At 63.0% G+C, this 24,504-nt stretch carries 19 protein-coding genes; 9 read left to right on the top strand and 10 right to left on the bottom strand.

Features of this window, described 5'->3' with window-relative positions:
- The first annotated feature begins 91 nt into the window (after positions 1 to 91).
- Positions 92 to 610, top strand: a complete 519-nt coding sequence (locus I554_RS0114675; RefSeq protein WP_024576341.1) for a thioesterase family protein — start codon at positions 92 to 94, stop codon at positions 608 to 610.
- Positions 611 to 635: 25 nt separating this feature from the next.
- On the opposite strand, the gene I554_RS26425 is transcribed toward I554_RS0114675, so the two are convergent.
- Entirely contained in the window at positions 636 to 809 is a 174-nt protein-coding gene (locus I554_RS26425; protein WP_024576342.1) for a DUF1328 domain-containing protein, read from the bottom strand.
- A gap of 280 nt (positions 810 to 1,089) precedes the next feature.
- Between I554_RS26425 and I554_RS0114665 the strand changes: the two genes are divergently transcribed.
- The 3 genes from I554_RS0114665 (at position 1,090) to I554_RS0114655 (ending at position 5,449) form a co-directional block, all read left to right on the top strand.
- Entirely contained in the window at positions 1,090 to 3,624 is a 2,535-nt protein-coding gene (locus tag I554_RS0114665; RefSeq protein WP_024576343.1) for a UvrD-helicase domain-containing protein, read from the top strand.
- A gap of 143 nt (positions 3,625 to 3,767) precedes the next feature.
- Positions 3,768 to 4,688: an ABC transporter ATP-binding protein gene (locus I554_RS0114660; protein ID WP_024576344.1), complete on the top strand. Its 921-nt coding sequence runs from the start codon at positions 3,768 to 3,770 to the stop codon at positions 4,686 to 4,688.
- Positions 4,688 to 5,449: an ABC transporter permease gene (locus I554_RS0114655; protein ID WP_024576345.1), complete on the top strand. Its 762-nt coding sequence runs from the start codon at positions 4,688 to 4,690 to the stop codon at positions 5,447 to 5,449. The genes I554_RS0114660 and I554_RS0114655 overlap by 1 nt, the downstream gene beginning before the upstream one ends.
- Before the next feature lie 58 nt (positions 5,450 to 5,507).
- Here I554_RS0114655 and I554_RS0114650 read toward each other — a convergent pair whose 3' ends face one another.
- Both I554_RS0114650 and I554_RS0114645 read right to left on the bottom strand, forming a co-directional pair.
- Complete coding sequence (locus I554_RS0114650) at positions 5,508 to 5,777, bottom strand: hypothetical protein (protein WP_244432765.1); 270 nt, start codon at positions 5,775 to 5,777, stop codon at positions 5,508 to 5,510.
- 285 nt (positions 5,778 to 6,062) lie between these two features.
- On the bottom strand, positions 6,063 to 6,392 hold the full coding sequence (locus tag I554_RS0114645; protein WP_024576347.1) for a hypothetical protein: 330 nt from the start codon (positions 6,390 to 6,392) through the stop codon (positions 6,063 to 6,065).
- Between the two features lie 212 nt (positions 6,393 to 6,604).
- Here I554_RS0114645 and I554_RS0114640 point away from each other — a divergent pair, with 212 nt between their 5' ends.
- The gene (locus tag I554_RS0114640) at positions 6,605 to 7,387 is read left to right on the top strand and encodes a L,D-transpeptidase (RefSeq protein WP_024576348.1); all 783 of its coding nucleotides are present in this window, start codon (positions 6,605 to 6,607) and stop codon (positions 7,385 to 7,387) included.
- Positions 7,388 to 7,403: 16 nt separating this feature from the next.
- On the opposite strand, the gene I554_RS0114635 is transcribed toward I554_RS0114640, so the two are convergent.
- Positions 7,404 to 9,680 carry a fused MFS/spermidine synthase gene (locus I554_RS0114635; RefSeq protein ID WP_024576349.1) on the bottom strand — a complete coding sequence of 759 codons (2,277 nt, stop codon included), beginning with the start codon at positions 9,678 to 9,680 and terminating at the stop codon, positions 7,404 to 7,406.
- A gap of 132 nt (positions 9,681 to 9,812) precedes the next feature.
- On the opposite strand from I554_RS0114635, the gene I554_RS0114630 reads away from it, so the two are divergent.
- Complete coding sequence (locus tag I554_RS0114630; RefSeq protein WP_024576350.1) at positions 9,813 to 11,414, top strand: NAD(P)/FAD-dependent oxidoreductase; 1,602 nt, start codon at positions 9,813 to 9,815, stop codon at positions 11,412 to 11,414.
- A gap of 172 nt (positions 11,415 to 11,586) precedes the next feature.
- The gene (locus I554_RS0114625) at positions 11,587 to 12,522 is read left to right on the top strand and encodes a 50S ribosomal protein L11 methyltransferase (protein ID WP_024576351.1); all 936 of its coding nucleotides are present in this window, start codon (positions 11,587 to 11,589) and stop codon (positions 12,520 to 12,522) included.
- Between the two features lie 20 nt (positions 12,523 to 12,542).
- Here the strand turns inward: I554_RS0114625 and I554_RS0114620 are convergent, their stop codons facing one another.
- Entirely contained in the window at positions 12,543 to 12,752 is a 210-nt protein-coding gene (locus I554_RS0114620) for a hypothetical protein (RefSeq protein ID WP_024576352.1), read from the bottom strand.
- 217 nt (positions 12,753 to 12,969) lie between these two features.
- Here I554_RS0114620 and I554_RS0114615 point away from each other — a divergent pair, with 217 nt between their 5' ends.
- Positions 12,970 to 14,805, top strand: a complete 1,836-nt coding sequence (locus I554_RS0114615) for an aminopeptidase P family protein (protein WP_024576353.1) — start codon at positions 12,970 to 12,972, stop codon at positions 14,803 to 14,805.
- A 42-nt stretch (positions 14,806 to 14,847) separates the two neighbouring features.
- Positions 14,848 to 16,122 (top strand): multidrug effflux MFS transporter, encoded by a 1,275-nt coding sequence (locus I554_RS0114610; RefSeq protein ID WP_024576354.1) that lies wholly within the window; start codon positions 14,848 to 14,850, stop codon positions 16,120 to 16,122.
- Positions 16,123 to 16,288: 166 nt separating this feature from the next.
- Here the strand turns inward: I554_RS0114610 and ligA are convergent, their stop codons facing one another.
- The 5 genes from ligA to ftsZ form a co-directional block, all read right to left on the bottom strand.
- On the bottom strand, positions 16,289 to 18,436 hold the full coding sequence (ligA, locus tag I554_RS0114605; RefSeq protein WP_024576355.1) for an NAD-dependent DNA ligase LigA: 2,148 nt from the start codon (positions 18,434 to 18,436) through the stop codon (positions 16,289 to 16,291).
- A gap of 101 nt (positions 18,437 to 18,537) precedes the next feature.
- Positions 18,538 to 20,208, bottom strand: a complete 1,671-nt coding sequence (recN, locus tag I554_RS0114600) for a DNA repair protein RecN (RefSeq protein ID WP_024576356.1) — start codon at positions 20,206 to 20,208, stop codon at positions 18,538 to 18,540.
- A 26-nt stretch (positions 20,209 to 20,234) separates the two neighbouring features.
- The gene (locus tag I554_RS0114595; protein ID WP_024576357.1) at positions 20,235 to 21,128 is read right to left on the bottom strand and encodes an outer membrane protein assembly factor BamD; all 894 of its coding nucleotides are present in this window, start codon (positions 21,126 to 21,128) and stop codon (positions 20,235 to 20,237) included.
- Positions 21,129 to 21,389: 261 nt separating this feature from the next.
- Positions 21,390 to 22,349, bottom strand: a complete 960-nt coding sequence (lpxC, locus tag I554_RS0114590; protein ID WP_024576358.1) for a UDP-3-O-acyl-N-acetylglucosamine deacetylase — start codon at positions 22,347 to 22,349, stop codon at positions 21,390 to 21,392.
- A gap of 363 nt (positions 22,350 to 22,712) precedes the next feature.
- A complete protein-coding gene (ftsZ, locus tag I554_RS0114585; RefSeq protein WP_024576359.1) occupies positions 22,713 to 24,470 on the bottom strand; it encodes a cell division protein FtsZ in 1,758 nt (585 codons plus the stop codon).
- Positions 24,471 to 24,504: the final 34 nt, after the last annotated feature.

Here is a 24,504-nt window from a genome sequence, read left to right as displayed (position 1 = left end):
TCGTTTCTTTTCTTCGAGGCGGTTGTGGCGGGGACGGTGGCAAAGGATATATTGCCGGTCAAGAGAATGCCGACGCCAACCGGGAATTGAGATGACATCAAGCACCCCTCAGAAAAACAATGCGCCGCAACATATCGCTGCGCCGTTTCTCACCACGGTGATGCAGATCGAACCGCAATGGATCGACTACAACGGCCATCTGAACATGGCCTATTACAACGTGCTGTTCGACCGCGGCATCGACGAGATGTGGCTCGAACTCGGCATCGGTCCCGACTACAAGAAGTCACGCAACGGATCGACTTTCACGGCCGAGGCGCATGTGCGCTACCTGCGGGAAGTTCATCTGGGCGATCCGGTGCAGGTGTCGGTTTATCTGATTGAGGCAGACGACAAGCGCATCCACACCTTCGAGGAGCTGCGCCACGCAACTGAAGGCTGGCTCTCTGCAACGTCCGAAAACATGACGCTTCATATGGACATGAACGCGCGCAAAACCGCGCCGTTTCCTCCGGACATCGCCGCGCGCATTCGCGACGTTGTCGCAGCGCACGGAACGGTCACACGGCCCGATGGCATCGGCCGGCGCATCGCCATGCCGGCCAAATAACGCCACCGCACCGCTGGCCGTCGCATCACGGACCGCTGCTGCGGCGAGCGAGGCTCACCACCGCCGAGATCACGAACAGGATCAGGGCGACGAAGAAAACGATCTTGGCGATTTCGATTGACGCGCCCGCGATCCCGCCAAAGCCCAGAAGAGCCGCGACCAGCGCAATAATCAGGAATGTAACCACCCAACTCATCATGACACGCTCCTGCGTTTCGTTTCGAGCGCGAGAACGGCGCTCCGACTGAGAAAACAATCCGCCAGAAGCGCCGGAGTTCCAGCTCCGGGGCCACGCCCGGAAGGGCAAAAAATCAAGCAGGAATGGAACAAAAAGGGCGGGACAGCCTCCCGGCCAGCCTGTTGACGGAGAAAACAGCGGTGTCAGGCAAGCCTAATCATGCCTATATGTCCCCGTACCCTGATATGAAGCCTCCCCTTTCGGGCGTCGCGATGCCATCGTGACGGCAAAGACGAATCGCATGACCGAACCGAACAAGCTGCCGCCGTCAGACCTGTCACGCGCCGTGCCGAGCCACCAGCCAGCCGCTGGCGGCATCGCTGCGCGGGCGCGGGCGTCGGCCGCACCGCAATACCTGACCGCGCTCAATCCCGAGCAGCGGGAGGCGGTCGAGACGCTCGACGGGCCGGTTCTGGTTCTGGCGGGCGCAGGCACCGGCAAGACGCGGGTGCTGACCTCGCGCATCGCGCATATTCTCTCGACCGGCCGTGCGCGGCCGCACGAAATTCTCTCCGTCACCTTCACCAACAAGGCGGCGCGGGAGATGAAGCACAGGCTTGGCCAGATGCTCGGTCAGGCGGTCGAAGGCATGCCGTGGCTCGGCACCTTCCACTCCATCGGCGGGCGAATCCTGCGCTATCACGCCGAACTGGTGCAGTTGAAATCCAATTTCACCGTGCTCGACGTCGATGACCAGATCCGTCTGCTGAAGCAATTGCTGCAGGCCGAGAACATCGATGACAAGCGCTGGCCCGCACGCATGCTGGCCGGGCTGATCGATGGCTGGAAAAATCGCGGACTGACCCCCTCGCAGGTGCCGGGGGGTGAAGCCGCCGTGTTCGGTAACGGCAAGGGCGGCAAGCTCTATGCGACCTATCAGGAGCGGCTGAAAATTCTCAATGCCGCCGACTTTGGCGATTTGCTGCTGGAGAACATCCGGCTGTTTCGCGAACATCCCGATGTGCTGCGGCAGTATCAGAACCGCTTCAAATACATTCTGGTCGACGAGTATCAGGATACGAACGTCGCGCAGTATCTCTGGCTGCGGCTGCTCGCACAGGCGCCGTCGCAGTCGTCATTGCCGGGCTTGACCCGGCAATCCATCGAATCTTCACAAGATGGATCACCGGGTCTCGACGCTTCGCGTCGGCCCGGGGATGACAATCGAGAAAAAGTCGCCCCCCTCGCCGCACCCAGAAACATCTGCTGCGTCGGCGACGACGACCAGTCGATCTACGGCTGGCGCGGCGCCGAGGTCGACAACATCCTGCGCTTCGAGCACGATTTCCCCGGTGCGAAGGTCATTCGCCTCGAGCGCAACTACCGCTCGACAGGCCATATCCTCGCCGCTGCCTCGCATCTGATAGCCTATAATGAAGGCCGCCTTGGCAAGACGCTGCGCACCGAGGATGTCGATGGCGAGAAGGTCACCGTCACCGGCGCGTGGGACTCGGAAGAGGAAGCCCGCGGCATCGGCGAGGAGATCGAGCAACTTCAGCGCGCCGGGCAGAAGCTGAACGAGATCGCCATTCTGGTGCGCGCCTCATTCCAGATGCGCGAGTTCGAGGACCGCTTTGTTACGCTGGGACTACCCTATCGCGTGATCGGCGGCCCGCGGTTCTATGAGCGCGCGGAAATCCGCGATGCGCTGGCCTATCTGCGCGTCATCAATTCGCCTGCCGACGATCTCGCCTTTGAGCGCATTGTCAATGTGCCGAAACGCGGCCTCGGCGACGCCACCGTGCAGATGCTGCACGATGTCGCGCGCAAGCGCCGTATCCCGCTGACCGAAGCCGCCCGCGCTGTGATCGAGACGGATGAGTTGAAGCCGAAGGCGCGCGGTAGCCTGCGCGACGTGATGACCAGCTTCGACCGCTGGCGCGCGCAGCGCGATATCGTTCCGCACACGCAGCTTGCGGAAATCGTGCTGGATGAATCCGGCTACACCGAGATGTGGCAGAAAGACCGTTCCGCCGACGCTGCCGGCCGCCTCGACAACCTGAAGGAACTCGTGCGCTCGATGGAAGAATTCGAGAACCTGCAGGGCTTCCTCGAACACATCTCGCTGGTGATGGACCGCGAAGGCGGAGCCGATGACGATGCGGTGTCGCTGATGACCCTGCATTCGGCGAAGGGCCTGGAGTTCGACAACGTGTTCCTGCCCGGCTGGGAAGAAGGCCTGTTTCCGAGCCAGCGCACCCTCGACGAACAGGGGCGCGCGGGGCTTGAGGAAGAACGCCGCCTGGCACATGTCGGCATCACGCGCGCGCGAAAGCGCGCCATGCTCTACTTCGCCACCAACCGGCGCATCCATGGATCATGGACAACCACCATTCCCTCGCGCTTCCTCGATGAATTGCCGTCGGCCAATGTCGAGATCACCGAGAGCAAGGGCGGCTCGGGATGGGGCGGATCTGGCGGCTACGGCGCATCGCGCTTCGACAACGTGGAATCGTTCGGCTCGACCTACACGACGCCAGGCTGGCAGCGCGCGCAGGCCAATCGCGCCCGCACCGGCGGCAAGGGATTTGATGAAACCGGCGCGCGATATGACTCCGGTTCGCGTGGCGGCTTCAGCCGCAAGCCGACGGTGATCGAGGGCGAACTGATCGCCAAATCCACCGGCGCGAATTCCGAGTTCTCCCCCGGCGATCGCGTATTCCATCAGAAGTTCGGCTACGGCCATGTCGCCAAGGTGGACGGCAACAAGCTGACCATCGCTTTCGAGAAGGCGGGCGAAAAGAAGGTCGTCGACAGTTTCGTGACGCGCGCATAGCGGGCGCGACCGCGGCGCATGACAAATTTGAATACGTCGCCATAGAATTTTCAGTGCGCGCATCAGCCCCGCAAGAGGCATTATGTATTGCGCACTGGCTTGCGCGCGCCTATCTCATGCTCCCGCCTCGACAGATTGTTCCCATGTCCCCCATCATCTCGGTTTCCAACGTCTCGAAGACCTATGCGTCCGGCTTCACCGCGCTGAAGAATATCAATCTCGATATTCGCCGCGGCGAGATCTTTGCGTTGCTCGGCCCGAACGGCGCCGGCAAGACCACGCTGATCAGCGTGATCTGCGGTCTCGCGGTCCAGACCGCAGGGTCTGTGACGGTCGATGGGCACGATATCGTCAAGGATTACCGCGCTGCCCGCTCGCTGATCGGGCTGGTGCCGCAGGAACTGCATACCGACGCATGGGAATCGCCATGGTCGACCGCCTCGTTCAGCCGCGGCCTATTCGGCAAGCCGAGCAACCCCGCCCATATCGAGAAGGTGCTCAAGGAGCTCTCGCTGTGGGACAAGCGCAAGAGCCAGATCATCACGCTCTCCGGCGGCATGAAACGCCGTGTGATGATTGCCAAGGCGCTGGCACATGAGCCGCAGATCCTGTTTCTCGATGAGCCGACAGCAGGTGTCGATGTCGAGCTGCGCAAGGCGATGTGGGACGTGGTGCGCGAACTGCGCGCCTCAGGCGTCACCATCATCCTCACTACGCATTACATTGAGGAAGCCGAAGAGATGGCCGACCGCGTCGGCGTCATCAATAAGGGCGAGATCGTATTGGTCGAGGAGAAGGCCAAGCTGATGCAGAAGCTTGGCAGGAAGCAGCTCAAGCTGCATCTGCAATCGAAGCTCGCCGAAATTCCTGCCGCCCTCGCCGCGCATCATCTCGAGCTGTCGCCGGATGGCGAGGAGCTTACCTACACCTATGACACCAAGGGCGAACGCACCGGTATCACGGCGCTCCTGAACGACCTGAGCGCTGCCGGTGTCCGCTTCAACGATCTCAACACCACTCAAAGCTCGCTCGAAGAAATCTTCGTCAGTCTGGTGCATCAATAATGAACCTCTATGCCATTCGCGCGATCTACAAATTCGAGATGGCGCGCACCTTCCGCACGCTGTTGCAGAGCGTCGTCTCGCCGGTGATCTCGACATCGCTGTACTTCGTGGTGTTCGGTTCGGCGATCGGCTCGCGCATCACCGAGATCGACGGCGTCAGCTACGGCACGTTCATCGTGCCGGGCCTGATCATGCTGTCGCTACTGACGCAAAGCATCGCCAACGCATCGTTCGCGATCTACTTCCCGAAATTCACCGGCACCGTCTATGAGCTGCTCTCGGCGCCGGTTTCGTCGTTCGAAGCCGTGGTCGGCTATGTCGGCGCAGCAGCGACCAAATCGATCATCCTCGGCCTCATCATTCTCGCCACGGCCGGCCTGTTTGTGCCGCTGAGGATCGCGCATCCGGTGATGATGCTGACCTTCCTGGTGCTGACCTCGGTGACCTTCAGCCTGTTCGGCTTCATCATCGGCATCTGGGCCGACGGCTTTGAAAAACTGCAGGTGATCCCGCTGCTGGTGATCACGCCGCTGACATTCCTGGGCGGCAGTTTCTATTCCATTCACATGCTGCCACCGGTCTGGCAAACCGTGACGCTGTTCAACCCGGTGGTCTATCTCGTCAGCGGCTTCCGGTGGAGCTTCTTCGAGATCGCCGACGTCAGCGTAGCCATCAGCCTCGGCATGACGCTGGGCTTTCTCGCCCTGTGCATGATTGTGGTGTGGTGGATCTTCAAGACCGGCTATCGGCTCAAGACCTGATCCCGAACGAAACACGCCCCTCAAACGGGGCGTGTTGAACAAGGACAGCGGCGCCGTTTCAGTTCGGGCGCCAGTTTCCGTTGCTGTCGTAATAGCCGCTCGGGCCTGTACCTGGAGGCGGAGGCACCGTCGTCGGCTGCACGGCATTGCTCACACCGGTGCCGACCACGTTGAGCGTGCCGGCCACAGCGCCGACACCTGCGCCAAGCGCACCGCCGACCAGTCCGCCTACCGGTCCGGCCGCGGTCTTACCCTGATACGTTCCTTGTGCAGCGCCGCTGATGGCGCCGTTGATGGGGTCCTGCTGTTGAGCGGCGGCAGGCGCCATCAGAAAAGCCAGCGTCGCCGCCGTCCGTGCGACACCTGAAATCAATGTGACCGAAGCTGCAATTTTCATGAAGAAACCTCCCTGCCCGGCCGAATCCGGCCCTGAAGCAAATCAGCAGCGTCAAGGTTGCGTCAGGTTCGGGAGAAACACAATCCGCGGCTGCGCCTTATCTCACCTCAAATTTAGCTCTAAAGCCGTGATCCGCCGGGCCGGCCCACAAGATCGGGACATGAAAATGGCGCATCCATTTCCGGACGCGCCATTTTGAAATGATCTTACATCAGGTTAGTGATGCCGCCGGTGATGGCGATAGTGCCGGCTGCGATAGTGGCGGCTGCGGTAACTGCGGCGATTGTCGATGCCGAGCACACCGTTTACACCTCCGACGACACCGCCGACACCTGCGCCAACCGCACCGCCGACAACACCACCGACCGGCCCTGCTACGCGATTGCCGCGATAGGCACCCTCGTTCGCCCCGCCCTCCATGCCTCTGAAGACACCTTGCGCATGTGCAGCCATCGGCAATGCAAGGATCGCCAGAGCCGCCGCGATAAACGTAAGGCGGCGATGCGCCGCGGTGAACATGAACAAAGCCTCAGTCTTCGTCTTCATCCTGAAAATCTCCATGAGCGGGCGAACTTTGACCCATCTTGCAACGCCTTAACCGCCGGAAAGTTGCGTCAAGTTTGGCGAAAAGACGCCACAAACGTGCGCCGTTCACGAAACCGTATGGCCGCTTCCGTCAACCTTAAGACGAAGACACTGTTAAAAAAGCCGCTTTCCATGCTCTATTAAGAGCGAGGGGCAGAGACGAGGCGACAGTCATGCGTGCGGTATTGATTTCGGTTACAGGCCTGATGCTGCTTTCGGGCAGCGCGGCGCAGGCTGCGGTATCCATCCTCGTCAACAAGGACACGCAGCAGATGACCGTCTCGGTCGACGGCGTGCAGCGCTACACCTGGCCTGTCTCCAGCGGAAATCCATCGCACGAAACACCCAACGGCAGCTTCAAGACCTTCCGCATGGAAGAGGATCACTACTCGAAGGAGTTCGATGACGCGCCGATGCCGAATGCGATCTTCTTCACCAAACAGGGTCATGCCATCCACGGCACCGATGCCGTGAGCCGCCTCGGCACCCCGGCATCACACGGCTGCGTGCGGCTGTCGCGCGCCAATGCGCTGAAGCTTTGGGATCTCGTCAAGGCTGAAGGACTGCTCACCACCACAGTAACGCTGACAGGCTCATCGCGGGTCGCTCTTGCGCGCAATCCAAAGCCGCGCACCAATGTCGCAACCACACGCGGCGACGTCGATGCCTACGGGCGGCCGTTGCAGATCGCACCCAGCGGACAGGACGTCTATAGCGAGGACCTGAACGCCAACACCCGCGCGCGCCAAGCCTCGCCCGATCGCGTCTATCGCGATTCAACCTACGCGCAGGACCAGGCCTATTACGGCCCCAGCGACGCGGGCCCGATGCAGCGCCGCATCTACCAGTCGCAGGGCGGATACTATCAGGGCTACGCCCAGGGTTATGAGCAGGACGCACGCTATCAGCGGCGCGTTCAGTCTCCTCGCGGCGGCTATTATTACTACGCCGACTGAGTAAGCGGACGAACCGCTACTCGTCGGGATTCCTGAGCCTGCGCCATACGGCGCCGAGCACGTTGGAATAATCGTCGGTCCAGACCCGCTGACCTTCGGTGGCTTCCGTCAGCACCCACTTTTCGTCCGACGCGATCTTGCCGACATCGGCCTCCTCGCGCGCCGAGATCACGACATTCGTGGTGAAGATGTAATCGGCGTCGCGTCCGGAATCCTCGTTGTAGACCCAGCTCTTGAGATCGTTCTCCTCGGCAATGCCGACGACAACGCTCGCCAGTTCGAGATGCCGATTGGAAACATGCATCACCACCGCGCCCTGCGGCGCGAGCTTGGCCTTGTAGATCGCCATTGCTTCTTCGGTCGCCAGATGAATCGGAATCGCATCCGATGAATAGGCATCGACGATGATGAGGTCGTAGGCGCCGTCCTGTTCCTTGGCGAAGGTCAGCCGCGCATCGCCGATCACCGGCTTCATGCCAGGGTCGCATGCGCTGACGTAGGTGAAGTATTTCGGATCGCGCGCGGTATCGACCATGGTCTGGTCGATCTCGAAATACTTCCAGTCCTCGCCGGGCTGCGATTGACAGGCAAGTGTGCCGGCGCCGAGACCGATCACGGCAACGCGGATCGGACCGCCCTTGCGCTCTCGGATCGCGGCGATCGCGCGGCCCATGCCGCCGTCCTTGTGATAGTAGCTGATCGGCTCCGGGCGGCCTTTTACCGGCGAGCCATCGTCCTCCAGGAATTTCTCCGCGCCGTGAATCGTCGTGCCGTGCATCAGCACGTGATACTGGCCGTTCGAGGTCACCACGATCTTGTGGACGCCGAAGAAGCTGCGCACCGTCTCGACGCGGCCGTCATCGGCGGGATAGACCCGGATCAGGATCAGTCCCAGCACAACCAGCGCGGTGATTTGCCAGCGCCCGATCTTCAACAGCACCGCGAGCATCATCATGGCGCACGCAAAGACCGTGACTATCCAGACCCGGTTGGTTTCCAGGAATTCGGTAACCGTCCCCTGCCGGTAGGCCAACGCGATCAGACCAAGGCCCGCGATCGCCGCAAGCACCCAGAGGCTGAAACCGCCGCGCTCGGTCGGTGCCCCGGCCGGGCGGCACAGCGCAGCCAGCGCCAGCAGGATCGGATATTCGGCGATCCACGAGAAGGTGTAAGGCGCTATCAGGCCCGCGAACAATCCGCCGACCATGCCGCCAAACGACAGCGCAACGTAAAAGCCCGTAAGATAGCGCGCGGCAGGCCGCGTACGCGCCAATTCACCATGGCAGGCCATGGCAATGATGAAGAAACAAAGCTGATGCCCGCCAAGCGTCAGCAGCAGATTCTGTTCGCCGCCGATCACCAGAAGGATCATCACGCCCGCGATAGCGAGTGGCTGGAGCAGCAGCATCAGCCAATGCGGCAACAGCGGGCGCGACTGGAACACCAGCACCCATGTCAGAAGATACAGCGACAGCGGCAGCACCCACAGCAGCGGCGCGGCCGCGACGTCGGTGGATATGTGCGCCGTCACCGCGATCAGAAGACCAGACGGCACGGCGGCCAGAAAGATCCAGCGCAGCCGTGTCGGCCAGCTTGGCGCGGGTGCGTCCCCGTCCGCTGCGCTGACAGCGTCAACCGTCATCGGCGGCGAGCGCAGCAGCAAAACGCCGCAGGCCGCGATCAGGACGATGAGTAATGCATAGCCACCGGTCCAGATCACGTTCTGCGTTCGCAGCGAAAACATCGGTTCGAACAGCACCGGATAGGACAACAGCGCAAGGAAACTGCCGATGTTCGAGGATGCGTAAAGAAAATACGGATCGGGGCCGTCAGGATGTCCGGTACGGACGAACCATGCCTGCAGCATTGGATTGTTGGCGGCGAGCGCGAAGAACGGCAGCCCGATCGAGACAGCGAACAGGCCGAGCAGCCAGAACGCATAGCCGCTGGCCGGCGGCTCCCCCCACCCGCTCGCAATCGACAGCGGCAAGGTGAGCAGCGCGGCGGTCAGCAGCATAAGATGGATGACGACCGGAGCAGTCCTGTTCTTCAAGGTCATCAAATAGTGGGCATAGGCGTAGCCGCCGAGCAACAGCGACTGGAAAAACACCATCGCTACCGACCATACCGCGGGCGAACCGCCGAGCCGCGGCAGCACCATTTTCGTGAACAACGGCTGGACCGAAAACAACAGCAGGGCGCTGGTGAAAATTGCCACTGTGTAAACCACCAGCACAAGCGTATTTCTCGCGCCGGTGGACTGGCTCGCGGTGTCGGACGGCACTGAAATCATGGAAGCTCCGGAATGATCCGGCAAATCACCGGACGCGGGACTGGAGTGGAGCATAGCCTTCACAAGCGGGCAATAACATGCGCGTGACAGAAATCACTCGCGCGTGACGCGACCCGCGATTATGACTGAGGCATGTCGGACTATGATGCGCTCATCATCGGCGCTGGCCATAACGGCCTGACCTGCGCGGCCTATCTCGCGATGAATGGCCTGCGCGTCAAGGTGATCGAGCGCCGCGGGGTGGTCGGCGGCGCGGCGGTGACTGAAGAATTCCATCCGGGCTTCCGTAATTCGGTGGCGGCCTACACGGTCAGCCTGCTCAATCCGAAAGTCATCGCGGACCTGCGGCTGCACCATCATGGCTTGCGGATTGTGGAGCGGCGCGCGCAGAACTTCCTGCCCGCGCCGGACGGTCGCTATCTGTTGACCGGCGACGGCCGCACGCATCAGTCGATCGCCAAATTCAGCGAACGCGACGCGTTGCAGATCGACGATTTCAACCGGGAACTGGAAACCATTGCCGACGTGCTGCGCGCCTTCGTGCTCCGCGCGCCCCCAAATATCGTCGAAGGCTTCGGCGTGCAGGCGATCCGTGAGGCCTTCAATGCTTTCAGCAGCGCCAACATCCTGCGCGCACTGACGCTGGAGAGCCAGCGAACCCTGCTCGACCTGTTCACGCGGTCCGCAGGCGACATGCTCGATGACCGTTTTGAGAGCGATCTGGTCAAGGCGCTGTTCGGCTTCGACGCCATTGTCGGCAACTATGCCAGCCCCTACGCGGCGGGCTCGGCCTACGTCATGCTGCATCACGCGTTCGGCGAGGTGAACGGCCGGAAGGGATTGTGGGGCCATGCCATCGGCGGAATGGGGGCGATCACGCAAGCCATGGCTGCGGCGGCGCGCGCCCACGGTGCGGAGATCCAGACCGGCGCCGGCGTGCGGGAGGTGATCGTCGAGAACGACCGTGCCGTCGGAACGGTCCTCGACAACGGCGAAACGGTCCGCGCGCGCTATGTCGTCTCCGGCCTCAATCCGAAGCTGCTGTACACTAGGCTGGTCCCGGCGGACGCGTTGCCAAAGCCGTTCCTCGACCGCATCGCGAACTGGCGCAACGGCTCCGGCACCTTCCGGATGAATGTGGCGCTGTCGGCGCTGCCCTCGTTCAAGGCGCTGCCCGGCCCCGGCGACCACCTCACCGCGGGCATCATCCTCGCGCCGAGCCTCGCCTACATGGACCGCGCCTGGCTCGACGCGCGCCAGCACGGCTGGAGCCGCGAACCGGTGGTCGAGGTTCTGATCCCCTCCACCCTCGATGACTCGCTGGCTCCACCGGGCAAGCATGTCGCCAGCCTGTTCTGCCAGCATGTCGCGCCGCAGCTACCGGACGGCAGGTCGTGGGACGACCGCCGCGACGAGGTTGCCGACCTGATGATCGCGACCGTCGATCGCTATGCGCCGGGATTCGCCCGCAGCGTCATCGAGCGGCAAGTGCTGTCGCCGCTCGATCTGGAACGGGAATTCGGACTGCTCGGCGGCGACATTTTCCACGGCGCGCTGTCGCTCAATCAGTTGTTCTCCGCTCGCCCCATGCTCGGCCATGCCGACTACCGCGGGCCGCTCAAGGGTCTCTATCACTGCGGATCAGGAGCCCATCCGGGCGGCGGCGTCACCGGCGCGCCGGGACACAACGCGGCAGCCGTTATCCTCCGGGACCATCAGGGAATCTTCTCTTGAAGGGCTGGGGAAAGAACGCCCGTCGGCTGTTGAAAAACTGTGGATAACGCTGTGGATAATCAGAGGATTTCCGCCTGGTTAAAGCTTTACTAACGTGTGGAAAACCCCGGTTAACAAAGTGTGAAGAACCCCGGTATGTTCGGTGCGTAACCGGTGGACAGAGCGTGGGAAAATGGGCGATGCAATCACGATCCTCAGCCCGCTGGACCCGCCCGTGACCTCATCCTCCCCCTCGCCCGCGACGCAGGCCACCTTCGCCATCGGCGACGAACGCACGGCCAGCCGCATCGTGGATGCCATCACCGAGCGCTACCCCAGCCATGACCTCGCCATCGCTGCCTTCGAGGCGCCGGGCGGCCGCTGGGACATCACCATGCATTTCGCCGAAGCCCCGGACGAGGACTTCATCCGGGCGCTGGTGACAGAGACTGCGGGAGACGCGGCGGCCCGGTCGATCGTCTTCGGTACGATCGAGACCAAGGACTGGGTCAAGGCGAGCCTCGCGGATCTGGTGCCGGTCAGCGCCGGGCGATTCGTGGTCCATGGCAGCCATGACCGCGACCGGGTGCCCCCCAACAAGCTCGGGATCGAGATCGAAGCCGCGTTGGCCTTCGGGACCGGCCACCACGGCACCACACGTGGATGCCTCCTGCTGCTCGATCAGGTGCTGAGTCAGCGAACCCCCAAGCGGATTCTCGACCTCGGCTCGGGAACCGGCGTGCTCGCCATCGCCGCAGCGAAGGCGCTGCGCCGGCGGATTCTGGCCAGCGATATCGACTTCCGTTCAGTGATCGTGGCGGATGAGAACGCGCATCTCAACGGCGTCGGAAACTGGGTCGAGGCCGTCCATGCGACAGGCTTCCATTCACCTCACTTCGCGGCGAATGGCCCTTTCGGTCTGGTGATGGCAAACATCCTCGCCAACCCGCTACGGCGGCTTGCGCCCGACATGGCGCGGCATCTGGCGCCGCATGCATTCGTGATCCTGTCGGGATTGCTGCCGCATCAGGCGAACAGCGTGGTTGCCGCCTACCGCGGCGCAGGCTTGAAGCTGCTCAAGCGAATCCAGATCGACGGCTGGAGCAGCCTCTTGATGCAACGGCGCTAAGTCTCGCCGACTTGCAGACGTTATTCCCGTTTCATCCGATGCGGTGTGATGTCGGCCTCGGTATAGCCAGCTTCAAATCGTGCCCGCCGTGCCTCGCGCCGCAACCGGCTTTCCGTCAGGCGATCAAGCATCTGGACGATGACCCCGCGCGGCTCCTTGATCGTGACCGCTGGAATGCCGCTCCCCTGATGTACCGGCGGCGAAATCTTCTCAAACATAAATGCTGGCATGCCCTATCCCCTCTTCATTGAGTTGAAAAACACACCCCTTCGCGCTTCCTGGCGGCGCAGTAACCTCAACAGTTGCAGTCGCCAAATCGTTCCCCGTCACCTGTTAGTCCCCACAGCCGTCGTTGGATGCGGGGTTAATTCTGTGTCAAGCACAAGTCATGCCACCATTGAGGGGCAGCGCATTGCCGCCCCCGCCCCGGAATTCTAAGGTCGCCAGATGTTCGAAGCCCAGTTCCAGTCATTCGACGAGCCCGAAGGCGGCGTCGCGCTGACCGCGCGTCTGTCGGCATTCCGCGAGGAATTGCTGCACCGGCAACTGACCGGGTTCGTGATTCCCCGCGCCGATAGCCAGCAAAACGAGTATGTGCCGCCCTCCGACGAGCGGCTGGCGTGGCTGACGGGCTTTACGGGCTCGGCCGGGTTGGCCGCCGTCCTGACGGGAAAGGCTGCCGTTTTTGTGGACGGGCGCTACACGATCCAGGCCGCGAAGCAGGTCGATACGAAAGCCTGGACCATCGAATCCCTGATCGAACCGCCGCCGGAAACCTGGCTCACCGCGAACCTGTCACCGGGTGACCGCCTTGGATTTGACCCCTGGCTGCACACTTCGGCGGCAGCCGAACGCCTTGCCAGGGCCTGCGAAAAGGCCGGGGCGGAGCTTATCGCGGTGGACAGCAATCCGGTGGATTCGATCTGGACTGACCGTCCCGCCGCGCCGCTCGGGGCGGTGAAAGTCTACCCCGCCCAGTTCGCCGGGGAGAGCGAGAGCGACAAGCTTGCGCGCATCCGCAACGAAATCGCCAAGCTCAATGTCGATGCGCTGGTCTTGTCGGACTCTCACGCGGTGGCATGGACCTTCAACATCCGCGGCGCGGACGTCGCGCACACGCCGCTGCCGCTGTCCTACGCGCTGGTGCCAAAAGACGGCAGGCCGACGATCTTCATCGATCACCGCAAACTGTCGAACAGCGTACGCGATCACCTCGAAAAAAATGCGGGTGTCGAGGAGCCCGATGCGCTGATGCCCCGGCTTGCCGAACTGGCCCGCACCAAGGCCGCCATCGGTCTCGATGCCGCAACGGCCGCCGATGCACTGAGCCGGATGATTGTCGCCGAAGGCGGCAAGCCGGTGCGTGTGGCAGATCCGGTCGCCATGCTGAAGGCTGTGAAGAACGCCGCCGAGATCACAGGCACCCGCACGGCGCACCAGCGCGACGGCGCAGCGCTGGTCCGGTTTCTGGCGTGGATCGACAAGGAAGCGCCATCCGGCAAACTCACCGAGATCGACGCCGTCGAAGCGCTGGAAACCTTCCGCCGCGAAACCGGAGCGCTGAAAGACGTGTCTTTCCCGACGATTTCCGGCACCGGCCCGAACGGGGCCATTGTGCATTATCGCGTGACCCGCAAGTCCAACCGCCGCATCGCGCCCGGCGACCTGCTGCTGATCGATTCCGGCGCGCAGTATGAGGACGGCACCACCGACGTCACCCGCACCATTGCCATCGGCGAGCCGACGGACGAAATGCGCGACCGTTTCACCCGCGTCCTCCGCGGGCACATCGCCATCTCGCGCGCGGTGTTTCCCGACGGCGTCACCGGAGCGCAGATCGACGCTTTCGCGCGGCAATTTCTGTGGCATGCAGGAATCGACTTCGACCACGGCACCGGCCATGGCGTCGGCAGCTATCTGTCGGTGCATGAAGGCCCGGCGCGCATTTCCAAACTCGGCACTACGCCGCTGAAGCGCGGCATGATCCTGTCCAACGAACCTGGCTACTACAAGACCGATGCCTTCGGCATCCGCATCGAGAACCTCGAACTGGTGGTCGAGGCGAAGATCGAAGGCGCCGAAAAGCCGATGAACGCGTTCGAGACGCTGACGCTTGCGCCCATCGACCGGCGGCTGATCAACGCCAACCGCATCAGCAAGCAGGAACTGCGCTGGCTCAACGATTATCACGCGCGGGTGCGGCAGGAGATTCGCCCGCTGGTCGACGAGGCGACGAAAGTGTGGCTCGACGCGGCAACCGAACCCCTGACACACGAGAGATGACGGAAGCTACACGCTGACGACAACCAAAAAGATCCGGACAACGTGACCGATCCAAGAACCGCGGCCGTGAAAGCGGCAAACCCAACCTCGTGGAAACTGCTGCTGATGCTGGTGGCGATGAACGGCCTCGCGCCGGTCTCGCTCTACATCCTTGTGCCGGCGCTGCCGATCCTGGCAAAGACCTTGGGCAGCGACGTTTCCGCGGTGCAGCTCAATGTCTCGCTGTTCATGGTCGGGCTGGCGATCTCGCAACTCGTGACCGGATCATTGTCGGACCGTTTCGGGCGGCGGCCGGTGCTGCTGGCGGGGCTCGGCCTTGCAGTGATTGCCACCATCATCTGCATGTTCGCGCAGACCCTGCCGCAGCTGATCGCCGGACGTTTCCTGCAGGCGCTCGGCGGCGCCACCGGCATGGTGATGAGCCGCGCGATCATCCGCGATCTCTATCCGCGCGAGCGTGTCGGCGGCATGATCAGCCTTGTCATCGCGGTGATGATGATCGCGCAGTTGCTCAGCCCGCTAATCGGCGGCGTGCTGGAAACCAGTTTCGGCTGGCGCGCGATCTTCTATTTCATGGCTGCCACGTCGGTCGCGATCGCGGTCGGCATCGCGCTGGGTCTGCCGGAGACTCGCCCCGCACAGGGCCCGGCAGAGGACAGTGGGTTCTTCAAGGACGTCCGTGCACTGTCGGCAAGCCGTGTGTTCATCGGTTATGTGCTGTGCCAGATGCTGGCGTCAGCGATCATCTTCACCTTCGCGGGCGGCGGCCCCTATATCGTCGTCAACCAGATGCACCGCTCCACCGCAGAGTACGGCCTGTGGTTCGCAACGTCGGGCCTGGCCTACCTGCTTGGCAATCTGGTCTCGGTGCGCCTCTCGCCCCGTCACGGAATCGACCGCATGATCTGGCTCGGGATCGCGCTTCAAATCGGCGGATCGATCCTCAATGTCATCTGGGGCGTCACCGGCCTCAACCAGATGCCATCATGGCTGTTCGGCACTCATATGATCGTGATGTTCGGCAATGCGTTTGCGATGGCCAACGCGTCCGCCGGCGCCATCAGCATCCGGCCGCAAGCTGCGGGCACGGCAGCCGGCGCGATGGGATTTCTGCAAATGGGCTTCGGTTCGCTCTGCTCGCAGCTCGGGGCGTTCCTCGGCGGTCAGTTCGCGACGCCGCTGCCGCTCAACATCGCGATCCTGATCATTTCGGCGTCGTGCGCCGTCGTGATCGTGCTGCTGGTGCCGCGCACGCACGTTCTGGTGACGACTGAAAAAATCATCGAAGCGGAAGGCGAAGAGACGGGATTGATCTAGGGCAACCACTTCCCTTTAGATCGAGGCTTCGCCACCTCAATGCTGCTACTCCCTCTCCCCGGCGGGGAGAGGGTTGGGGTGAGGGGCTCTGGATCTATCGAGAGATTCTACGCCTCACCCGACTTCGCTGCCGCGAAGTCGACCTCTCCCCACGGGAGAGGTGGGGTTAAGCACCACCCACCAGCGCCAGCCACTCGTCTTCGGTCAGCACCTTGACGCCGAGCTTCTTGGCCTCGGCGAGTTTCGAGCCAGCGCCCGGCCCGGCGACGACATAGTCGGTTTTCTTCGACACCGAGCCGGACGCCTTGGCGCCGAGACGTTCTGCGGTGGCCTTGGCTTCATCGCGGGTGAATTTCTCCAGTGAGCCAGTGAAGACCACCGTCTTGCCCGCGAGGGCGGTGTCCTTCTTCGGCTTCTCAGCGTCGCGGATCTTTACCTGCCTGGTCAACCGCTCGACAATGCCGCGATTGTGGCTCTCGCCGAAATATGCCGCCACCGCCTGGATCACCGTGTCGCCGATCTGGTCGAGGTCGTCCATCTCCGCGACGGCCTGATCATCGCCCTTGGCGACTTTCACGCAGGCGTCGTGAAAAGCCTCCCATGAGCCGTAACCCCGCGCCAGCGCCAGCGCGGTGGTTTCGCCGACATGGCGGATGCCGAGCGCATAAATGAAACGGTCGAGGCCGATATCACGCCGCTCGTTGATGGCGTCGAACAGGTTGCGCACCGAGGTTTCGCCGTAGCCTTCGATCTCCTCGAGCTTGAGCGTCCTGTTGCGCGCCTCCAGGGTGAAGATGTCGGCGGGCTCCTTCACCCAGCCCTGCTCGAAGAAATACTCGATCTGCTTTTCGCCAAAGCCCTCGATATCGAACGCGCGGCGCGACACGAACAGCATCAGGTGCTGGATCTTCTGGAACGGACAGGCGAATTCGCCGGTGCAGCGTGTGCGAGATCCTTCCTCGCCGGTCGCCGTCTCTTCGCGGACCACTTCGGTGTGTAACGGGCACGGACACTTTTTCGGGAAGTGATATTCTTTCGCGCCCTTCGGCCGCTTGTCCATCACCACATCGACAACCTGCGGGATCACGTCGCCCGCGCGCTGGATGATGACAGTGTCGCCGATGCGGATGTCGCGCCCCTCGCGCAGCACCTCGCCCTTGCCGCCAATCCCCTTGATGTAGTCCTCGTTGTGCAGCGTCACGTTCTGCACGATGACGCCGCCGACACCGACGGGTTCGAGCTTGCCGACAGGCGTCAGCGCGCCGGTGCGGCCGACCTGGATTTCGATGTCCTTGAGCACGGTCGTGGCGCGTTCGGCCGGAAACTTGTGCGCGATCGCCCAGCGCGGCGTACGCGAGACGAAGCCAAGGCGTTCCTGCCAATCGAGCCGGTCCACCTTGTAGACCACGCCGTCGATGTCGTAGTCGAGATGCGAGCGCTGCGTTTCGATCTTCCGATGAAACGCAAGCAGTTCCTCCACCGAGCGGCAGACCTTCGTCAGCGGATTGGTCTTGAAGCCGCAATGCTCGAACCACTTGATCATGCCCGATTGCGTATCGGCCGGCATGTCGCTCATCTCGCCCCAGGCATAGGCGAAGAAGCCGAGCGGGCGCGAAGCGGTAACCGCCGGATCCTTCTGGCGCAGCGAACCGGCGGCCGAATTGCGCGGATTGGCGAAGATCGTCTCGCCCGCCTCTTTCTGCCGTTCGTTGAGCTTCAGAAAGGCGGCCTTGGTCATATAGACCTCGCCGCGTACCTCGCAGACCGACGGAATGTTGCGGCCTTTCAGTTTGTGCGGCACGTCGTGCAGCGTGCGGATATTGGCGGTGACATCCTCGCCTTCCGCGCCGTCTCCGCGGGTGGCGGCGGTGACGAGTTCACCGTCCTGATAACGCAGCGACATCGACAGGCCGTCGATCTTCGGCTCGGCGCTGAACGAAATGGCCTCGGTGTCGCCGAGCTTGAGAAAACGGCGGATGCGGCCGACGAAATCGGTGACGTCCTGCTCGGCGAACGCATTGTCGAGCGACAGCATCGGCACCGCATGGCGCACCTTTTTGAATCGACCGCTCGGTGCCGCGCCCACCTTCAGCGACAGCGACTCCAGCGTGCGCAGTTCCGGGAAGCGCTCTTCGATCGCGTTATAACGCCGGCGCAAGTCGTCGTATTCGGCGTCGGTGATGCTCGGCCGGTCCTGCTGGTAGTAGCGCTTGTCGTGCGCGGCAATATCCGTTGCCAGCCGCGCATGCTCGGCACTTGCCTGCTTCCGCGTCAGGAGCGCAACGGGGGTCTTGTCGGTTTTAACTTTAGGCATTGCTGTTCCGGCGTGCCCGCGGCGAGGATCGTAGCACTAGAGCCTTTTGTTTTGACGCGTTTTTCACGCGATCCGGTTTCCAATTCCCACTCGAAAACGCTCTAGCCCGCGGCTTTGAGCAGCCGTTCAGCGGCAGCACGCGCCTCGGCGGTGATCTCCGCCCCAGCGAGCATCCGCGCGATTTCCTCCCGGCGATGATCCTTGGCAAGCAGCGCGACCCGCGTGGCAACGCGTTTACCCTTGTCGAGCGCATCCTTGGAAATCAGCAGGTGCTGATCCGCGCGCGCCGCCACCTGCGGTGCGTGGGTCACGGCCATGACCTGAACCTTTTCGGCCAGCCGCGCCAGCCGCGCGCCGATGGCGTCGGCCACGGCGCCGCCCACACCGGTATCGATTTCGTCGAACACCAGCGTCGGCGCCGAACCACGGTCCGAAAGCACGACTTTCAGCGCCAGCAGGAAGCGTGACAGCTCGCCGCCGGACGCGACCTTCATCAGCGGGCCCGGCTTGGTGCCCGGATTGGTCTGCACCCAGAATTCGACGCGGTCGAAGCCCTGCGGGCCGGGTGATGCCGGATCAGATTCAATTTGCGTCGAGAATTTCGCACGGTCGAGCTTGAGCGGCGCGAGTTCGGAGTTGACGGCCTTGTTCAGCTTCTCGGCGGCCTTGCTGCGCGCGGCTGAAAGCTTCTGCGCAGCCGCGTCATAAGCCTTGTCGGCGGCGGTGGCCGCCTTTTCCAGAACCTTCAATTGGTCCGCACCAGCATCGATCAGCGCGACGTCCGACGCATAACGCTGCGCGAGCGCCGCCAGCCCGTCGACCGGTGTCGAGTATTTCCGCGCAGCTCCGCGCAATGCAAACAGCCGCTCCTCAATGCGCTCGAGTTCAAGCGGATCGAAGTCGGCGGCGATCAGCGCCGCATTGAGATGCTGGTCGGCTTCTTCCAGTGCATTGATCGCGGCGTCCATCGCCTTCACCGCGGGCTCGATCAGCGCCGGCGCGGTGCCGGCTCGGCGCTCCAGCCGGCGCACGGCCGCCGCCAGCGACGAGACCGGCGACTGCGGGCCGCCGACCGCGGCCTGCGCCTCGCGCAAATCCTCGGCGATTTTCTCGCCCTGCATCATCACGGTGCGGCGTTCCGCCAGCGAGGTCTCCTCGCCGACCAGCGGATTGAGTTTCTTCAATTCATCCGAGGCGTGGCGCAGATAGTCCGCCTCGCGGGCAGCGCGTTCCATCCCGGCGCGATGCTCGTCCAGCGCCGTGCGCGCGGTCCGACGCGCATCCCAGAGTGCTTCGACGGCGCTCACGTCTTTCTCGAGGGCCGCGAAAGCATCGAGCAGCCGCCGATGCGTGGCGGTATCCACAAGCGCGCGCTCGTCATGCTGGCCGTGGATTTCCACCAGCGTGGTCCCCACCGCCTTCAGGGTCTGCACGCTGATCGCCTGATCGTTGAGGAACGCGCGGGTGCGTCCGTCGGCGAGCTGCACCCGCCGGAGGATCATCTCGCCGGTATCCTCAAAGCCGTTCTCGCGGAGGATGGCGCTGGCGGGATGCTTCTTCGGCACATCGAACACAGCCGTCACCTGGCCCTGCTCGGCCCCGTTGCGCACCAGACCCGCATCGCCGCGCCCGCCAAGCGCCAGCGCGAACGCATCCAGCAGGATGGATTTGCCCGCGCCGGTTTCACCGGTGAGGACAGCCAGACCTTTGAGGAAATCGATATCGAGCCGCTCGATCAGGACGATGTCGCGGATCGAAAGCCGGGCCAGCATGCGGGGTTAGTCCTGCAACGAGAAGATCAGCCGAGGCCAACCTTCTTGAATGCGCGGGTCATCCACGAATCCTTGTTGGCGGCCGGTTCGACACCGCCGGACTTTACAAGATTGTAGGCGTCTTTGTACCAGCGGCTGTCAGGAAAGTTGTGGCCAAGCACGGCGGCGGCGGTCTGCGCCTCGCCGACAATGCCGATCGCCATATAGGCCTCGGTCAGACGCGCCAGCGCCTCTTCGACGTGGCGCGTGGTCTGGTACTGAGTCACCACCACCTTGAAGCGGTTGATCGCCGCCGTGTAGTCCTTCTTGTCCATATAGTAGCGGCCAACGGTCATTTCCTTGCCGGCGAGCTGGTCGCGGGCGGCTTCGATCTTCCGCTTGGCGCTGCTGGCGTATTCCGAGGTCGGATACTTGCGGATCACTTCCTCAAGCGCGGCGATGGACTTTTCGGTGCGGCCCTGATCGCGCGAAACGTCCGGAATCTGGTCGAAGTTCGAGGCGGCGATCAGATACTGCGCATAGGCGGCATCCGGGCTGCCCGGATGCAACGCGACATAACGGTTGGCGGACGAAATGCACTCGTCGTAGTCCCCGTTCTCGTAAGCGGCGTAGGCCGACATCAGCAGAGATTTACGCGCCCATTCCGAATACGGATGCTGGCGGTCGACCTCTTCGAACTTCTTCATCGCCGACTTGCGGTCACCCTTCTTGTTCATCAGGTACAAGCCCTCGTTGTAGAGCTTGTCCGCCGGTTCATCGACGAAGGTTTCTTCCTTGGCGAAATACTTGTCCCACAAGGCGCCGGTGCCGCAGCCGCTCAGCGGCACGGCCAAGACCATCAGTCCGAACGCAAGGCGCGCCCGACGGCCGATACGGCTCATCAGGGACGGGTCGGGACTATTGCGCAGTTCGAGCGTCATACGTTTGGGCCGACCTGAATGTGAATCCGACGCGGTTTGGGTCGCTGACCAGCCTGCTGCCGTCGTCGCGGCAAAAAACAATCCCGAAGCAATCCCCAAGGCTTGTCCAGCGCGCCTATGTAACTGAAAAACGGGCCTTAACCAACCGGATAGGAGGACAATTCGCCGGGATTAAGGCGGGTTTCGGCAGTTCAAGAATGGCTTGGTTAAACGGTACCTTGGTCCAAAGACGAATTGGCTAAACCGGGAGTTCCGGAACGCTCAGGACACATCCGGAGCGTAGGCCACGGCGACCATGCCGCCGGCAACATCGGCGTGCCCCCGCACGGCGCGGCGGGCAACGGCCGGGCGTTCCAGCACCGGCTCGGTGGCTTCAACGATCCGCCAGGCGTGACGGTCGGCCATCAGCGCGGTGAGCACGGCATGGTTGAGCTTGTGGCCGCCACGCACCGAGCGATAGAGGCCGATCAGCGGCAGGCCGGCCAGCGCCAGATCGCCCACCACGTCGAGAACCTTGTGACGGACGCATTCGTCGGCGTAGCGCAGGCCTTCTGTGTTCAGCACGCGCGTGTCGTCGAACACGACGGAATTCTCAAGCGAAGCGCCAAGGGCATAGCCTGCGCTCCAGAGTTTGTTGACATCGCCGACGCAGCCGAAGGTCCGGGCGCGGCAGATATCGCGGCGGAAGCTGCCGGCGTCGAGGTCGAAGGCGTAAGCCTGTCGGCCGATTGAAGAATTGGCGAAGTCGATTTCCAGCTCTGCGCGGAACCCGCCGGCATGGGGGCGGAGTTCGCCGAACGATTCGCCCATCTCGACCTTTACGGGCTTCAAAACTTCGATGAAACGGCGAGCTGCGTTCTGCTGAACGATACCGGCTCTATCAATCGCATCCACGAAGGGAGCGGCGCTGCCGTCCATGATCGGCACTTCAGGCCCGTCGACTTCGATGGTGGCGTTATCGACGCCCATGCCGCGCAGCGCGGCCAGAACATGTTCGGCGGTGGAAACGAGCGGACCCTGGTCGTCGCCCAGCACGGTCGCGAAATCGGTGGCGATGACGGAGGCCGCGATGGCGGCAACTTCACGATCAGCGCGGGTGAAGATGAAACCTGAATTGATTTCGGCTGGTCCGATCGTCACACTGACCGGAGATCCAGAATGAACGCCGATGCCCGTCACGGTGACCTGCGACCGGAGCGTTGTCTGCCGACTCGATTTCATTCCCGCTTGCCCAAAGTTTTAGTCATCCCAAGTCGCTGTAACCGAACTGGTTTCGCCTGTTGAGCCGGCGGTGCGACCGTGGATCGTCCCCAAGTGCGAGAACCTTAACCTCTGCAACAAAGAGCGCCACTCACGCTTGTTTACAGATTGTTACCCCAAACTCGCCGCAATCACGCCGCCGGTCTGGCCATTTTCCCGGTCGCGGGGACGGCTTTCACCCCGGTTCAGGGCAGCCTGTAACCAAATAATTTTATCAGGAAAAACAAATATTTAATTTACATTCCGTCGCCCACGACGGCGCCTCATGAATAATGCCCCGGCTTGTGACCGGGGCATTGTTGCGTTCAGCGATTGTAACAATCGTCAGTTGGCCTGACGCCGCAAAAAGGCGGGGATATCCAGATGGTCGTCCCCACCGCCCTGCGGCGCGGCCGGAGCCGGACGGCCGTGCGAATCAAGGCCTTGAGGTGCCGGACGGCGAGCATACTCAGATACCGGTCCACCGGGTCCGCCGAACTCAGCCGGAACCGGACGTTGCGGCTTGCGCTCCGGCAGCGGCGGCATTGACGGCATGGCCGGGCCGGACGCACGGGCGGCGATCGGGGCTTCGGTTTCCTCGTCGCGACGGCCGAGGCCGACATTGGCCAGGCGCTGCAGCAGCGAAGCACGCTTCTGCGGCGGATGCTCCTCGGCGGTCTCGCCGCGCGCCTGCCTGATCTGGTTCTGCGCTGGAACCGGCAATTCCTCGAACTGCGGCATCCGCGGCGCACGGAGCGGCATACGCTCGGCAGGCTGCGGAATGAAGGACGCAGGCGGCGCGGCCTCCTGAAGGTTCATCGGCTCATCGTGATCCGGAAACAGCGAGGGCTTCGGCGGAATCGGACGCACGCTGACGTCGCCATAGGCGGCGGGCTGCATCGGCGCCGGAGCCGGACGCTCGGTCGGAGACACGGCTTCCGCGATGGCGGCGAGCGCCGCGCGGTCGATCTGGTCGGCGGTGGCACGCACCGGCGCAGGTGCGGCGGCGGCCTTCTGCTGTTGGGCACGCTCCTGCATGCGCTGATTGTCGGCACGCAGACGCGCGGTCAGCTCGGCAAGGCGGCTTTCGGGCGCGCCCGAAGTGACCACCGGCGCCGGCGCGGCGCGGCTGGCGGCGACAGTGTCGATGCCCGTGGCGACCACCGACACGCGGATGATGCCGTCGAGGCTCTCGTCGAACGTCGCGCCGACAATGATGTTGGCGTCGTTGTCGACTTCTTCACGGATGCGGGTTGCGGCTTCGTCGACTTCGAACAGCGTCAGGTCCTTGCCGCCGGTGATCGAGATCAGAAGCCCGCGTGCGCCGCGCATCGAGCTGTCGTCGATCAGCGGGTTGGCGATCGCAGCTTCTGCCGCGGTCAGCGCACGCTTCTCGCCCGTCGATTCGCCGGTACCCATCATCGCCTTGCCCATTTCGCGCATTACGGCGCGGACGTCGGCGAAGTCGAGGTTGATGAGGCCTTCCTTGACCATCAGGTCGGTGATGCAGGCAACGCCCGAGTAGAGCACCTGGTCGGCCATCGCGAAGGCGTCGGCGAACGTGGTCTTCTCGTTGGCCACGCGGAACAGGTTCTGGTTCGGGATGATCAGCAGCGTATCGACGACCTTCTGGAGTTCGGCGATCCCGGACTCTGCGGTGCGCATGCGGCGCTGGCCTTCAAAGTGGAAAGGCTTGGTGACGACGCCGACGGTGAGGATGCCCATCTCGCGCGCGGTAGCTGCGATCACGGGTGCAGCGCCGGTGCCGGTGCCACCGCCCATGCCCGCGGTGACGAACACCATGTTCGCGCCCGAGAGATGATCCTTGATCTCATCGATGACCTCCTGGGCAGCCGCGGCGCCAACGTCCGGCTGCGAACCCGCGCCGAGACCCTGGGTGACCTGCGTGCCCATCTGCACGATACGTTCGGCCTTCGACATGGTGAGGGCCTGCGCGTCGGTGTTGGCGACGACGAAATCGACCCCCTGCAAACCGGCGGAGATCATGTTGTTGACAGCGTTACCGCCCGCGCCGCCGACGCCGAACACGGTGATGCGTGGCCTCAGCTCGCGAACATCCGGGGGTGTGAGATTGATGGTCATGGTTGCCTCTCGATTATGCGCGCGCGTGGGGGCT

Source organism: Afipia sp. OHSU_II-C1, from assembly GCF_000497575.1.
Taxonomy (GTDB): domain Bacteria; phylum Pseudomonadota; class Alphaproteobacteria; order Rhizobiales; family Xanthobacteraceae; genus Afipia.
Note: the sequence above shows the minus strand (reverse complement) of the source record. Positions and strands in the feature narration are given on the sequence as shown.